Consider the following 14,732-nt stretch of genomic DNA (forward strand, 5'->3'; position numbering starts at 1 on the left):
CGTGTCATTTTTGCGTTGCAGTCATTTTGCTGCGCGGTCATTTACTTTGTGTCATTTTTGCTTCGCGGTCATTGGGTCATTTACTTCGCGGTCATTTTTGCTTTGCAGTCATTAGGCCATTTACTTCGTGTCATTTTACTACGTGTCATTGGGTACCTGCTTAGCAATGACTTAATGACGCGAAGCTAATGACCACGCAGCCAATGATTCAATGACGCGCAGCGTAATGACTCAATGACCTGCTGCTTCGTGGTAATTCACAATTTCCCTTGCCATGCCGTTAAATATAAACAGGTGGAAGGGCCACATGGCATACCAGTACAAACGGCCCCACAAGCCGCTGGGCCTAAAGGTAGCTACCTGGCTTAAACTTTGCTTGCCGTGGCGCTCAATTATTTTAAATTCCAGCCACGCTTCGCCTGGAAGTTTCATTTCGGCGTATAAAAGCAAACGTTTATTTTCACGATCGGCCAGTAAAACCCGCCAAAAATCAATAACATCGCCCGGGGCAATATTAACATTGCTGGTGCGCCCCCGGCGCGAGCCAACACCACCGAACATTTTATCCAAAAAACCACGAATATTCCAGATCCAGTCCCAGTAATACCAGCCGCGGTTACCACCTATCGAAAGCACGTTGGTGAATACCTCGTTAGCCGGGCGTTCAAAAGGCATTTTTACCTTGTATTCTTGCGTGCCGTTTTGCGGTACCTTGATCTGGTCCATAAAGCCGGGATTAAGGTAGCCCTGGTTAAAGGCATCCTTCCAGCTGGAGACTATGGAGTTTTGTTCTATTTTAACAAAAGCCAGTTCAAGACATTCTTTATAGGTAAGACATTTGCGCGGCACCACATCATCAATACGATGATCGTGCATAACGGTTTCGTTCTTCATGCTGTTCACCAGGCTTTGGGCCAATGTAAAGCTTGTGGAAGTTACAAAGTACAGCCAGTATGATGATATTTTAGGCGAAAGGAATGGGATGGTGATAATATACCTTTTCAGCTTGCGCACCTCGGCGTAGGTAAGCATCATCTGCTTAAATGAAAGGATGTCGGGGCCGCCGATATCGAAAGTACGGTTGAACGATTTTTCGTTCAGCATTACACCGTGCAGGTAGCCCAGCACATCGCGGATCCCTATGGGCTGGCATTTGGTATTAACCCAGCGCGGAACGGTCATTACAGGCAGTTTTTCGGTGAGGTCGCGAATGATCTCGAAAGATGCGCTGCCCGAGCCTATAATGATGGCGGCCCGCAAAACGGTTAATGCCGCTTTGCCTTCTTTTAGCACATCCTCCACATGCCGTCTTGATTCCAAATGGCGTGAGAGGTTGGCATCATTGGTTATCCCGCTTAAAAATATGGTTTGCCTGCACCGGGTTTTGTCAAGGGCCTGCACAAAGTTATGGGCCGATAGGGTTTCAAGCGCGGCAAAATCCTGCGTTTGCGCCATGGAGTGCACCAGGTAATAGGCCGCGTCAATATCGTCGGGAAAAGGCTCTATTTTTGAGTCTTTGAGCAGGTCGCCCGTTATGAGGGTAACCTGCTTGCTAAAATCACTGTGCTCATGAAAGCGGCGCTTATCACGCACCAGGCAAACCACATCATGCCCTTTCTCCAGCAAAACCGGGATAAGCCGCGTACCTATATAGCCATTTGCACCAGCAAGCAAAACCTTCATGCTTAGTGAAACAATAAAAAAGGCAGGCGGTTTTACAATCCCAGTTTAAATCCGAGGCCGTAAAACCTGCGGTTGTCAGTAATTTCTGATTTTTTGTTTTGCCAGATGTTGCGGCCGTTGGCAAATACTTCAAAATTTTTGAACCTGTTGATTTGTAGTTTATAACCGAAGTAAACGTTTTGCAGGGAAAACGAGTGATCACTCGGCCCGAATATAGGATCAATGCTGGAATACGGATTAGCAAAACCTCCCCCGCCCAACTGATATAAAACATCCATACCCGCAAAAACACGGTCGATATCAAGACGGTTAACCCAGCCTCCTGTCCACACCTTATCGCCCGTGGCAAGGTTTCCTGTAATAGTATTTGTGCGTTGTTTAATATTAGTGGCATTAAGCCCTGTTGTAAAGTGAGCATCCGTTTTATCAACAACACGGAAAGTTATGCCAATGCGGTTACGCGTATATTTTGAGTCAACGTATCCAATATAGCTTTGGCTTCCGTTAGCGCCATACGGCAGATAATAAAGTATAGGGATCTGAAGCCCCCCGCGTTCATAATTGTAATTAACAGATAACAAAGCCGAAACACTAACATCGGCTCCGGCTGTATAAACATTATAGGATTTTAACGGGTCGTAGGTAAAGTTAGGGTAGCCACCTGAGTTTAATGAAATTTGTAATGGCCCATCAAAGCTAAAGCCGGTAAGATGCTCACCATCTGTTTGTAAAAGTATACTCTGTTTTGAGTAAGAGCCGTAAAGTTTTATGCCAACAATATTGATACCTGCCAGGGAAGAAACATTCACCGAAGCTGAGGCATAGGGAAAGATCCGTTTGAGCTCAGCATCGTTTGCTATAGCCAGGTTCTTTTTTGAATCCAATATCGTTACGAAGCCACCCTGTAAATTAATGCTGTTTTTGAATGATATGCCTAACGATGGTGTTAGCAGATAGTCTTTGCGTTTGGCATATGTACGCTCGGTAGAAGTGGAAGGGAATGAAGGGTCGGTTCCGCTGGATGTTTCGTTGTTTGTGGCCTTGGCGGTAGAATCGCGGGAATAACGATAGCTAAAATCAACTGCCGGCTCAATGCTAAAATCACCTATGGTTTTCTGATAGCTTAAATTGTCCCGAAGCAGTAATACGTTTCTGCGATGGAAGCTATAGGCATCGGTACTGCTATGCAGGTCGCTGCTATAATAGTTGTAGTTATAATCCTCGTTGTAATTATAATAACTGTATGAAGCCGATAAATTATTTTTAAGGCCTTTTGCCAATTGCGAATTTAACCTGATACCACCATTTAACAGGTTTTGTTTGGCATGGTAAGCCGTAATTGTTTGCGCCCGCGAAGCCGTGTTTGGGTCATTATAAATGTTGGAGTTATCATAGTCAAAGCGTGTAACCTGCGGTACATAAGTTGCAGTTGCGCTAAGGCTGTTATTTGAACCAAGTTTAACGTCGGCGTATCCGTTAAATTTAAACCTGTTAAAACCTAATGGTGTTTTGATATTAGCTTGCTTCGAAGTAGTTAAAGTAGGAAAAACATCCCTTAAATATGTGGCAGAAATACCTGTGCTGACAAGATCTGTGTTTTTATAACCGGATAAATAATACTGATGATAAATATTGGTAGGGCTGTTAATGTCTTTGACATTTGACATGTTCCGCACATTAATAAGATTGGTTTGCCCAGCCGCTTCGATACCCGATTTTCCGGGTTTGCTCCGTTTTGTTTTTATCAATATCATTTGTTGCTGCGACGGAGCGCCGCTTGCCTGTGCAACTGCATTTTGAACCAATGTTATCTCTTCGATATCATTAATATTATAAGCATTTACATCGTTAATGATATTGCCGTCAATTACATATATTCCATAAGCGCTATTGGTGTAAGTGCCGTAAAACCACACATTTAGCGCGTCACTTATATTAGCGAAGGGTTGGCGCTGCAGATCGGCTCCTTTGAGGGTAATACTTTGAGTAAACTTTTTATCAAGTTTTACCCTTCCCAAATCGTAATGCGAAGTATCCGTTTGTGAGTAAGCTTTTGAAAATGAAAGGCATATAGCCAGTGCAATAAGGCAGGTTAATCTTGAATACATGATAAGGTTTAAAAATAAATAAGGCTAAATATATATCATTTAGCCTTATCTGTTTTAATTTAACCTTAAATATTTACGCTGTCAACCACTACAACTTTGCTGCATAGTGGTTTTGCATACTGTTCGGCAAATACAATGTGGGTAGGGTCAACCTGGTAAGCTTCCTGTGCTTCGGGGGTATCAAACAATATTAATAGCGATACATCATATGAGCGGTCAATCACATCGCGGTTGGTATCAGCAGGCACACCGATATGTATATCACGGATGTGCGGAATAGGGAGGAGGATGTTGAGCCCTTCAATCAGTTTATCTTTATCGGCTTTATTTTTAAGCCAGAAATGTACGTGATGTACAAAAGTGTTTTGGAGTATTGGCATGGAGGTTTTATCGATTTTAGTCAAATATAAATTAATAATTTGCTTACGCTGTTTACTGCAAACTCAAAACTGCAAACTGAATTAATACTCCAGCACCACATGCGGTTTAAAGGTGTCGGTTTTAACCTTTGCCTTTAATTCATGTAAAATATTATACAGCCCAAAGTTGGTGCGGTTTACGTAAATAAAATGCTTAACACCGCGGGCCTGTTTAAACTCCGGCATTTTTGAAATACGTTCGCCAAAGCCATATAGCTGATCAAAAAATGCTGTCTGACTGAAATCAAAGGTATCGGTGATATACGGTAAAGCAAACAAGCTGATCATTTCCTTATACTGTGTATAGTAAAACTCGATCTGCGCCGGGGTATCATCCCTGTGAATCATATCCAACTGGCGGAATGCCTTAATGGTTTCTTCTTTATTGTCCAGTAAATTGGTTGACGTAAGTGAGAAGAAAGGATAATAAAAATCCTCAGGCATTTCCTTAATACAGCCAAAATCAATAACACCCAATTTTCCTTCAGGAGTGATCATGAAATTACCGGGATGTGGGTCGGCATGTACAGCACGGAGTTCATGCTGCTGAAAGTTATAAAAATCCCACAAAGCCTGACCTATCTGGTCGCGAAGTTGCTGTGATGGCTTGGTAGCCAAAAACTCTTTCAGATGCTTACCCTCCAGCCAATCCATGGTGATAATACGTTTGCTGCTTAACTCAGGGTAATAATTGGGGAAAACAACATTATCAAGATTGGCGCAGGCGTTGGAAAATTCAACAGAGCGGCGCACTTCCAGCTCGTAATCAGTTTCCTCAAGCAGACGCTCTTCAACCTCTTTCATGTATACATCCAGTTCCTTTTCGCTCATGCCCAGCATGCGGAAGGCAAATGGCTTAACCAGTTTAAGGTCTGATGAGATAGAATCGCCTACGCCGGGGTACTGGATTTTAACGGCCAGTTTTTTGCCATTCAGCTCGGCCTGGTGAACCTGGCCTATTGAGGCGGCATTGGTTGAGCGGATATTAAACTTATCAAAAATCTGATCGGGGTTTTTACCAAAGTATTTCCTGAACGTTTGTACAATAAGTGGCCCGGAAAGCGGTGGCGCGTTATATTGCGACTGCGTGAACTTATCAACATAAGCCTGCGGCAGCAGGTTTTTATCCATGCTGAGCATTTGCGCCACCTTAAGCGCGCTGCCTTTAAGCTCGCTTAATGATTGATATATATCGGCCGCGTTGTCTTCATTTAGCTCTGATTTATCCAGATCAGGATTGAACAGCTTTTTAGAGTAATGCTTAATATAGTTGCCGCCAATTTTAATACCTGTTTTCACAAATTTGGCCGACCGTTGTACTTTGGTAGTTGGTATACTATTTTGTTCGGGAGTGGCTCCTGGAGTTTCATCTGCCATAATCTTAAAATCCCATCTTATCCTTTATCCCGCCGTTCTGTACCAAAAATTTGCCGTATTCAAAAAGGTTGTCGATTGGCGAACGCTGGAAAAGATCAAAAGTTACGTTAATGCCTTTTTCAATGGCTTCGTCGGTTTTTTCAAAACCTGCTGAGTTATCATTGATCCAGAAATTGAGTATAAACACGAATTGCACCCAAAGCGCATCTTTGTATTTTTTTGAGAAGTATTTACGGTCGCTCAGTTCGGTGCTTTCAATACCTTCTTTCATGATCTCATCGGCAAAGCCTTCAAAAATATCTTTTAGCGGGGTAAATACTTTTGGTGTGGTAAAACCTTTGGGTTGTTTTTTAATGCTGTAAACAGCAAAGCTGCGGCTGCTTTTGATCAGCTCAAAAAAGCCATAAAAAAATGATAAAGCTTTTTCGCGCGAGGTGTATCCTTCCCAAACTTCCTGCGCGCGGATCTCGGCCAGTGTTTTGTTGGCAAAGCCTGCCCAAATGCCCAGTTCTACAGCTTCAAATGATCCATAAAACTGGTAAAACTCGGCTTCGCTCATTTCATTTTGCTTCGCGAAAATATAAACCGATTTAGGCTGCTCGCCCTCGGTTAACACATAATCAATGTATGCGTTCTGGATGCTTTCGATAGTTGCCATGTTAAACCTCTCCTAAATCCTCTCTGAAGGAGAGGCCTTTTTGAATAGTTATATTAAATTCTATAAACTCCCTCTCTTTTGGGGAGGGCCGGGGTGAGGCTATAAAAATTGCTCCACCACCTGCTGCAATTGCCTGGCCTGTACCACACCGCTTTGACGCCATTTGCTTTGCCCTTTCTGAAAAATCATGAGGGTAGGCACGCTTTGTATGCGGTATGCACTGGCTGCTGCAGGGTTTTTGTCGATATCTATTTTAATGATCTTTACCTTATCACCTAACGCAGTTTTTACATCGTGCAGTATAGGCGGCATCATTTTACAAGGCCCGCACCACTCAGCCGAAAAATCGACCAATACCGGTGTTTCTGATGCTATTATTTCCTGGAAATTTGCCATAAGTTTTTTATTAGTCTATGGATCATGGTTCATAGATCATAGAACGGATCGCTTTATAGAGAACAGGTTATCAAATCGTTAACTTTCAAACCATGAACCATCATCTATGAACCATGAACTATTCAAATTTAACCATTAAGCCGCGTAAAAGTTTAGTGTTTTCATACCAAAGCATCGGCTATGAAGTATATTTACTTTATGCAAACAAAACTAAGCACATACCTATTTCTGCTGATGCTGTTACTGCCTTTTGCGGGCATGGCGCAGAATGTCGTGATACCACTTTGGCCAAACGGAGCGCCCGGTTTTGAAAACCGTCGCAACGAGCCGGAGCAAGCTAAAGATTACTGGGTAAAAAATATCCACAATCCTTCGCTTACTGTGTTTTTGCCGCCTAAGGATAAAGCCAACGGTTCGGCAGTCGTGGTATGCCCTGGCGGCGGTCACCGCTTGCTGGTATATACTGCCGAAGGCGTTGATCCGGCTAAATACCTCAATAGTTTAGGTGTTACTGTTTTTGTGTTGAAATACCGTTTGGGCAGAGATACGCTATCGCCATACAAAATTGATGTACATGCCAAACAGGACGGCTACCGGGCTATGCGATTGGTACGCAGTAAAGCAGTAGAATATGCACTGGACACCAACCGCATTGGGATGATGGGTTTTTCGGCGGGTGGTGAAGTGGTTGATATGGTTGCTTATGGCGAAGGCAAAGGCGATCCGAAAGCTATAGACCCGATAGACAGATTAAATGCCCGTCCCTCGTTTTTAATCCAGATTTATCCGGGACCGCTTTATATTCCTGATAAATTACCATATGATGCACCGCCCGCGTTTTTGTTAGCCGCCAATGATGATGTTTGCTGCTCGCCATCGGTAGTAAAATTATTGCAGCGTTATCGCGAAGCAAAAATACCGGTTGAAGTGCATATTTATACCCAGGGCGATCATGGCTTTAATATGGGGTACCGATCAAAGTTGCAAAGCATCAGCACCTGGCCCCAGCGCATGGCCGACTGGCTGAGTGACAATAACTATTTGCACCCCGCTGCTGCAAAAAGAATGAAGCTTCATTAAACCTGATAAAACAAAAAAGAGAGGCATATGCGTTTGGCTTAGCCGCATAGCCTGCTCTTTTAACAATAGCCCCTATTGTACCCCTACGTTCGGGACTAATGTATTTTGTAACAGCTTTCGGTAAAAGCTGTGCGTTTTGACGCGGCGTAAACTACACGGTTGTGCAGTTGATAGCCACTTATAATGCTTTTCATCATTCGTTCCAGTACTACGCCTGTTTGGTTATCAATTACATATACGCCATTGGTGTTACTATTGGTATAGCCGCCTGTGATGGCGCTTTCAAATACAACTGTGGTTGTTTTATCGCTGATCTTATCTACCCAAAAGGTATTTTTCGTTTTTTGCCCGTTCATCATTGTTGAATCGGCCCAGGCATAGCCAGATTTGAGGGATTTTGTTAGCACAAAATCAGCCAGCAGGCCAAGGGTTGTGCCTTTTACAATTTGCTCCTGTTGCAGGCCGGTAAAGGCTGTAAGTGTATCGTTAGTAAATTGAAGTGCAGGGTCGGTAACATCAGTTACAAGTCCGTTTTTATTAATGGTTACCGATGCTACTTTACCGGCAATATTATTTAGCACTTTTGCAATGGCCGAGCTGTCGTTAGCAGGAGTGTCTGAGCTGTACGCCAGCTTTTTACCCATAGCATCAACGGTATCGGCAATGTGTGTGGTAGTAACGGTCAGATTAAATCCCTGCCCGGTAGCATCAACAACATCATAAACTTTGGTTGTTGATGAGAAGCTATTGATGTTAAATTTTTGATCGCCACGCTGTAGTACTGTGTTTGAACTTAAAAAGGCGGTGCGCTGAAACTGATCGCCTTTTTTGAAAGTAAATGTACGGTGAACTGTTTGCGCTTTGCTTAAAGTAGATAGGCCTGTGAGCAAAAGGATAACGCTCATTTTAAGCTTTGGGATTTGAAGTTTCATGTTTTCAGGTTAAATAGAAATTTGTTTTTTTAATGCACGGCAGTTAAAATAACTACCATGCATCGGTCCTAATTAATGTAAGGGTTTTAAACCCGGTATTGGCGGCACCGGCGGTATTGGTGGTACCGGAGGTATCGGTGGCACCGGTGGTATTGGCGGTACCGGCGGAATAGGCGGTACTGGTGGTATTGGCGGCACCGGAGGAATAGGTGGCACTGGTGGAATAGGCGGTACCGGCGGTATAGGTGGCACTGGCGGAATAGGCGGCACTGGTGTTATTGGCGGTACCGGTGGAATAGGTGGAACCGGAGGTATTGGCGGAACCGGTGGAATAGGCGGCACTGGCGGTATAGGAGGTACCGGGGGAATAGGAGGTACCGGTGGTATTGGTGGTGGTACGTTCCAGTCCGATTGATTGTTTCTGCCCTGTGCAGCCGCATTTTTAGTGCTTATTGCCAAAGTTGCGGACGCGACTAATGCTGCTATGATTATTTTTTTCATTGCTTAATATGTTTTTAATGAAGTAATTGATTTTTACTAAGTGTGGCCTATCGTCGGTTTAGGGAAAGTGGGTAGCCAATAGAAAATACCATATTGGCCCTGTCGTTGGTGTACCGGGTAAGGTTTGCAACACCTATCGCTAAGCTTAAAGGTACCGGGAAAGGTCTGACTCCTGCTGAAATACCGAGGTTCATACCCGTCCACTCGGCATTTACGTTCAGGTGCCGGATTAACTCGTATGAGAGGCTACCAAATATAGCGGTGCCATGCTCTCCTCGGCCGGCTTGAATATCTTTGGGGCTTTTCTTATAAAACCTGCCGCTGCCAATTCCAATTGTATAAGTAAGCCGTGAACAGCCTGGTGTTAACGACGGCACAGTTTGTACAGCATGACTTACCGCTAAGTAGAAAGTTGAGCCCGATGCGTCGGAGAACCTTTTATTCGCAAATAACTGTAATGCCCCCGCTGAAATGCTTGTACCGGTAAATAATAAGCGGCTTACAATGAAGTTTGCCGAAAAATCCCTGAGCCTGTGTACATCGGTCATGTTTAAGCCCGCTGCAAAGTTTATGGCCTTCGCCGGATTACCCACACATGCCCCTATCGAAGTGATCAGATCGGCTTTGTTGTTCCTGTATACTTCGGGATAAGTGGCGCCGACGCCTCCGAATAAATAGGTGCCGTACCCTCCAAAGCCAGATGGGATCAGGATACCGCCCGGGGCGTCGCTTGGGTAAAGCTGAGCCTTTGTTTGTGATGATTGCTGATTAATTTGAGGCGTTGGCGCCAGGAAATCATCCATTTTTTGAGTGAGTTCCTTTTCAAACTGGTTTTGGCTATGGGCGGTTTGTGTATTTAAACAAAGTGTAGCAACAGCACAGCAAACAAATACCCATATATTGGTTTTAAAAATCATTTTAGTAAATAGGTTAGGTAAGGTGTCAATGGTTGTGGCAAACAGTGTAACGCTATCAGGCGATAAACTAATGTATGCATTTTAACTTCAAAAAAGCAACGGGTAATTTTTCGTTTTGCCGATAAATTAACCGGTTCCATAATCGGCATATGGTACCTGTATTACTAAAATCAGGTGTGTTGCTATTTGCCGGGTTTAAATCTGGGATACATAATGGTGGCTTTCTCATTGTGGTTTTGGGTTGTTTTTATATCACAATTTTACGGAGCAAGGGCAGGGTGTACAATACCAAGTGGTTTGTATTTTGAATAGAGAATATGTTTTTTGAAAAGAAGGGGGACACAATAAAAAGAAAACCCCTCTTTGCGAAGCAGAGAGGGGGGAACAAGTTTAACGAAGCAGAGCTGAGTCGATAAAGCTTTAGCTTTGGAGGATCGGGCTATCTATTTTTTATCATCTAATGCAATCCAGCGGTTAACCGTGTTATTAGCGCCTTCAATACAAATCTTATAAAACTTAGAAGGCATATTTTTAACATCAACCAGTACATGCTCATTGGTAACTGGTACGGTAGCTAATAATTTGTATTCATCGGCTTTGCCTTCTTTATACACGTTGTCAGTAGCTACCCAGATCTTTACATTGCCTTTAGGGTCAAGCGCTTTCCAGCTAATATCTAACGAGCCTTGCACATAGTTGGCCATAGGCTCAGCAACAGATACAGCGCCGATAAGCGGGATGCCATCCATTTCGCGTTGTTGTGCCTCCGGTACTTTTACATTCAAAAAGCTGTTGATTGATGGCGTGATGTCCACAATACCCGGTGTGTAGTATTTAGCGTAATTGTTAAGCGGGCGGTAGCTGGTAACCATCCAGGTTGAGCGTTGACGGGTGCTTTGACCACCATGGTCCTTTCCCGTGGCCTCGCTGCGGCCATGATCTGTTGTGATAAAGATCAGCCAATCCTCTTTAAAATGTTGTTTGCGATATTGTATAGCTGCCCAGATCTTGCCAACCTGCGCATCCATCTTTTCAATGGCGTCATAATATTGCGGGCTATCGCCGTATCTATGGCCCATATCGTCGGTATACTCCAGGTATACCCATGAAAGGTCAGGAGCTTTGTCTTTGATACATTCCGCTGCAGATGATACTACTTGCTCATCAATGAGGTGCATATAATTCCCGGCCTTATCATGCGGAAATTTAACGGTATCAAGTTCATAACCGTCATAAGCATAATCCGGATGGATGTTTCCGGCTTCAGGTAATTTGTCGCCTATAAGCTTGGTGCGGTTATCTGTCCAGCTGCTGAATACAGCTGTTTTTTTGTTGGGATAAGCATTCTTAAACATCCTGAATACATTCCAGTAGTTATAATTAGGCGCTTTGATATCATTGCCCCAAACGTTATGCTTGTTTACCCAGGTAGCAGTGAGTAAACTGTTATAGCCATTGGCCGATATGGTTGGTGTTTGCGAATAACCTCCTTTTTCGCCGCCAACATGAGCACGAAGATAGGTGCCTTGTTTAGCTATCAGTTTGAGGTTAGGCGTATTTAGCTTTTCAATTACGTCGGCAGGGATGCCATCGGCAATAATAAAAACAGCCTTGCGGGTTTGTGCGGCGGCATTGGCCCCGGCTGATACCAACAGCGCGAGGGCCGCGGTTTTAAGTAGATTTCGCATCAGTATAAATGAGTATTTCAAGGGACTAAACTACGGTGTTTTAAAAATTCCGGAAGTTAAAAAATTGTTATACTTTTTTATCTGCATTAATTTTAACTCCCTGTAGCGTAAGTAATTTGCTTTTCGTAATGTAATTATAAACCTATCAACTATGATGCGCAAACTAACCTTACTTAGCATTGGAATTTTAGCGATGGCCGCCTGTAAAAAAGGCGGTAATGGCCCAATTAATAACGGCCCGGGTAAAGACCTGGTACTTTCGGCAACTGAACAACAGCAGGTTGGCCCTGGCAACGCTTTTACCTTAAAACTATTTAAAGCAAGTCTGGGAACTGTATCCAATAGCCAAAATCTAATCCTCTCGCCATTGAGCGTAAGCTTTGCTGTTGGCATGACCAGTAATGGCGCTGCCGGGCAAACGCTCACCGATATTCGTAAAACAATGGATTTTGACGGTTTTACCGAAGATCAGGTGAATAGCTATCATCACAACCTGATCACCAATCTTCCTGATCTTGATCCCAATACAACACTTAAAATAGCCAACTCCATCTGGTACGCTAATAGTTTTACGCCGCTGCCTGCATTTATAAAAACCAACACCGATTTTTATAATGCCGAGGTAGAAGCGCTTGATTTTAACGATAAAACAGGATCGGCAAATACTATTAATAGTTGGGTAAGCGGGCAAACCAATAACAAGATCACCAAGATCATAGATCAGATAAATGACGGGGCCAACATGTTTCTTATTAATGCCATTTACTTTAAAAGTACCTGGAAAACCCGGTTTGATGCTGGCAAAACATATAAAACATCTTTTCATCTTGCCGATAATAGTACTGTGCAAGCCAGTTTCATGACCAATAATGATGTTAACCTTAACGTAGCTTTTGATAGTGAAGCCACCGTGGTTGAGCTGCCATATAGCAACAGCAGGTACAGTATGGTAATGATCATGCCCGATGCCGATGTAAAAGCCTTTGCCCTCGGTCTCGATTCGGATAAGTGGAATACATTGATGGGGAAACTTACCGGCAGCAAATCAAATATCACCCTTCCTAAATTTAAATTCAGCTACGGTGTCGATTTAAAAGAGATCTTAAAATCACTGGGAATGAGTGTTGCTTTCAGCGATCAGGCTGATTTTAGCCGGATCAGTTCAACCGGGCTTACCATAACCGAAGTAAAGCATAAGGCCTATATCGATGTGAACGAGGATGGCACCGAAGCCGCAGCCGTAACGGAGGTAGGCATGGGGCTCACAGCGGCACCTACAAAAAATATCATTTTAGATAAGCCATTTATTTTTGCGATCAGGGAAATGAAAACCGGATTGATATTATTTGCAGGGATTGTTAATGATCCAACAAAGGGCGAATAAGCGCTAATAAATACCAATAAGAACGGGCTGTTTGTTAAAGCAGCCCGTTCTTATTATTTTGCTTTTACTTTATTGCCTTTGGCATCATGTGTTAGCTCAACCATACCTAAGGCCTCCATCAGTGGCGGCACATACATGGCAAAACGACCCCGTAGACCTTTTTTTAATCCGTACCAGCCTCCAACCGGATTGGTTTCTGAACGGGCCCAAGCCTCAACAGTTCCTTCTTTCGCCGGCTTTTGCTCGTCGGCACTGCCAAGCTCCATCCAGTCGCCATAAGCGGTTAGCATAGCATGCAGGTCGGCCAGGCAGCGGTAATCGTAATGGAGCACAGTTTTGCCAACGGTACAAACCAATATCGGTTTACCATCTTTTGTATCCAGGTGCATGGTATAATCTGATGTTAATGGCGGCGTTTTCAGGGCCATCGGGTTTTCTTTTGTGCCGATATTGTTTTCCATCGCTAATTGAGATTTATAGAAAATTGGTAATGATCACCTGTAAGAATGATACTGCAAATTAAGGTTTTGAATGTTAATAAGAAGTACCCGGATCAATACATTTCCACAAAAGCCTTCAGTGCTCTTGATTGCGGTACATTTTTACGGTAGATGAGCACCGTCGACATGGTACCCAGTTCTTTATTAAGCATGTGTGTTTTAAGCTTACGGCCCGAGTAATATTGCTCAATCAGCTCGGCAGGGAGAATGCTGATACCCAAACCGGCTTCTACAAAGTTGATGATCCCCTCCAACGAATTCAGTATGATGCTTTTATATTGAATGATGCCCTTGGCGTTGAGCCATGCTTCCAACCGGGCACGAAATACACATCCCTGGTCAAATACGATGATCTTAAGCGGCTGTTTCATAAGCAATTCCTTTAGCTCGGGGCCATGGGCCGGGGCAAGGATCACCAGTTGTTCTTCTTTAATGTGCAGCTGCTCCAGCTCGGGCGAATTGATAGGTGCCGATACAAAGGCCGCGTCCAGTTTATAGTTGATCACGTCATTGATGAGGTCGCTGCGCATTTGCGATTTAAACTCCAGGTCCACATCAGGGTAGGCTTCGGTAAAACGGGTAAGGATATCCGGAACTTTAAAAGCCATAGTAGTTTCAATACAGCCAATTTTAAGGTTGCCGCTTACCTGGCTAAACTTTTTGATGTCCTTTTTTGCTTCCTGCATTAAATAGTCAATCTGTTTGCTGTATTGCATCAGTGTTTCGCCCGCGCTGGTCAAAGCTACCTTGCGCGATGTACGGGTGAATAGATCTGCTCCAAATTCTTCTTCCAGATTTTTTATACGCGCGGTAACGTTTGATTGTACGGTAAACATGGCTTCGGCGGCTTTGGTGAAACTACCATTGGCCGCTACCGCTTCAAATATTTTGAGATCATTTGTGTTCATAAATCATAATTTATGATTATAAATATCATTATTAATCGTTTTTAATAATCAAATATCGATATTAATTTTGAATCATCAAAACACAGCAAATGAAAATTAAAAATCTGATAATAACCGCTTTGGCTGCTACTACCTTTGTATCGGTGGCTAATGCGTAATCAACAAAAAACTCAACTATAAA

14 protein-coding genes are annotated in these 14,732 nt (G+C 43.4%); 2 read left to right on the forward strand and 12 right to left on the reverse strand.

Annotated features, from left to right (window positions below):
- Positions 1-231: 231 nt before the first annotated feature.
- The 6 genes from EAH55_RS28255 to trxA form a co-directional block, all read right to left on the reverse strand.
- Positions 232-1,683 (reverse strand): SDR family oxidoreductase, encoded by a 1,452-nt coding sequence (locus tag EAH55_RS28255; protein WP_121812630.1) that lies wholly within the window; start codon positions 1,681-1,683, stop codon positions 232-234.
- A 32-nt stretch (positions 1,684-1,715) separates the two neighbouring features.
- Complete coding sequence (locus EAH55_RS28260) at positions 1,716-3,791, reverse strand: SusC/RagA family TonB-linked outer membrane protein (RefSeq protein WP_121812631.1); 2,076 nt, start codon at positions 3,789-3,791, stop codon at positions 1,716-1,718.
- Positions 3,792-3,856: 65 nt separating this feature from the next.
- Positions 3,857-4,171: a Dabb family protein gene (locus EAH55_RS28265; RefSeq protein ID WP_114941667.1), complete on the reverse strand. Its 315-nt coding sequence runs from the start codon at positions 4,169-4,171 to the stop codon at positions 3,857-3,859.
- An 81-nt stretch (positions 4,172-4,252) separates the two neighbouring features.
- Positions 4,253-5,587, reverse strand: coding sequence for an ABC1 kinase family protein (locus EAH55_RS28270; protein WP_121812632.1), 1,335 nt, complete (start codon positions 5,585-5,587; stop codon positions 4,253-4,255).
- A gap of 4 nt (positions 5,588-5,591) precedes the next feature.
- Positions 5,592-6,245, reverse strand: coding sequence for a TetR family transcriptional regulator C-terminal domain-containing protein (locus tag EAH55_RS28275; RefSeq protein ID WP_121812633.1), 654 nt, complete (start codon positions 6,243-6,245; stop codon positions 5,592-5,594).
- A gap of 99 nt (positions 6,246-6,344) precedes the next feature.
- Positions 6,345-6,641, reverse strand: coding sequence for a thioredoxin (gene trxA, locus EAH55_RS28280; RefSeq protein WP_090530271.1), 297 nt, complete (start codon positions 6,639-6,641; stop codon positions 6,345-6,347).
- A 180-nt stretch (positions 6,642-6,821) separates the two neighbouring features.
- Here trxA and EAH55_RS28285 point away from each other — a divergent pair, with 180 nt between their 5' ends.
- Positions 6,822-7,721, forward strand: a complete 900-nt coding sequence (locus EAH55_RS28285; protein WP_244228398.1) for an alpha/beta hydrolase — start codon at positions 6,822-6,824, stop codon at positions 7,719-7,721.
- 95 nt (positions 7,722-7,816) lie between these two features.
- Here the strand turns inward: EAH55_RS28285 and EAH55_RS28290 are convergent, their stop codons facing one another.
- From EAH55_RS28290 to EAH55_RS28305, 4 genes are all read right to left on the reverse strand, one after another.
- A complete protein-coding gene (locus tag EAH55_RS28290) occupies positions 7,817-8,653 on the reverse strand; it encodes a DUF6263 family protein (protein ID WP_121812635.1) in 837 nt (278 codons plus the stop codon).
- Between the two features lie 72 nt (positions 8,654-8,725).
- Positions 8,726-9,154 (reverse strand): hypothetical protein, encoded by a 429-nt coding sequence (locus tag EAH55_RS31100; RefSeq protein ID WP_162997082.1) that lies wholly within the window; start codon positions 9,152-9,154, stop codon positions 8,726-8,728.
- Between the two features lie 47 nt (positions 9,155-9,201).
- Entirely contained in the window at positions 9,202-10,071 is an 870-nt protein-coding gene (locus EAH55_RS28300; protein WP_121812636.1) for a hypothetical protein, read from the reverse strand.
- 443 nt (positions 10,072-10,514) lie between these two features.
- The gene (locus EAH55_RS28305; protein ID WP_121812637.1) at positions 10,515-11,759 is read right to left on the reverse strand and encodes an alkaline phosphatase family protein; all 1,245 of its coding nucleotides are present in this window, start codon (positions 11,757-11,759) and stop codon (positions 10,515-10,517) included.
- 151 nt (positions 11,760-11,910) lie between these two features.
- Here EAH55_RS28305 and EAH55_RS28310 point away from each other — a divergent pair, with 151 nt between their 5' ends.
- On the forward strand, positions 11,911-13,143 hold the full coding sequence (locus EAH55_RS28310; RefSeq protein ID WP_121812638.1) for a serpin family protein: 1,233 nt from the start codon (positions 11,911-11,913) through the stop codon (positions 13,141-13,143).
- A gap of 53 nt (positions 13,144-13,196) precedes the next feature.
- Here the strand turns inward: EAH55_RS28310 and EAH55_RS28315 are convergent, their stop codons facing one another.
- Both EAH55_RS28315 and EAH55_RS28320 read right to left on the reverse strand, forming a co-directional pair.
- Positions 13,197-13,604 carry a DUF6855 family protein gene (locus EAH55_RS28315; protein WP_121812639.1) on the reverse strand — a complete coding sequence of 136 codons (408 nt, stop codon included), beginning with the start codon at positions 13,602-13,604 and terminating at the stop codon, positions 13,197-13,199.
- Positions 13,605-13,696: 92 nt separating this feature from the next.
- Positions 13,697-14,551, reverse strand: coding sequence for a LysR family transcriptional regulator (locus tag EAH55_RS28320; RefSeq protein WP_121812640.1), 855 nt, complete (start codon positions 14,549-14,551; stop codon positions 13,697-13,699).
- Positions 14,552-14,732 lie beyond the last annotated feature (181 nt).

Source organism: Mucilaginibacter kameinonensis (assembly GCF_003675385.1).
GTDB classification, from domain to species: Bacteria; Bacteroidota; Bacteroidia; order Sphingobacteriales; family Sphingobacteriaceae; genus Mucilaginibacter; species Mucilaginibacter kameinonensis.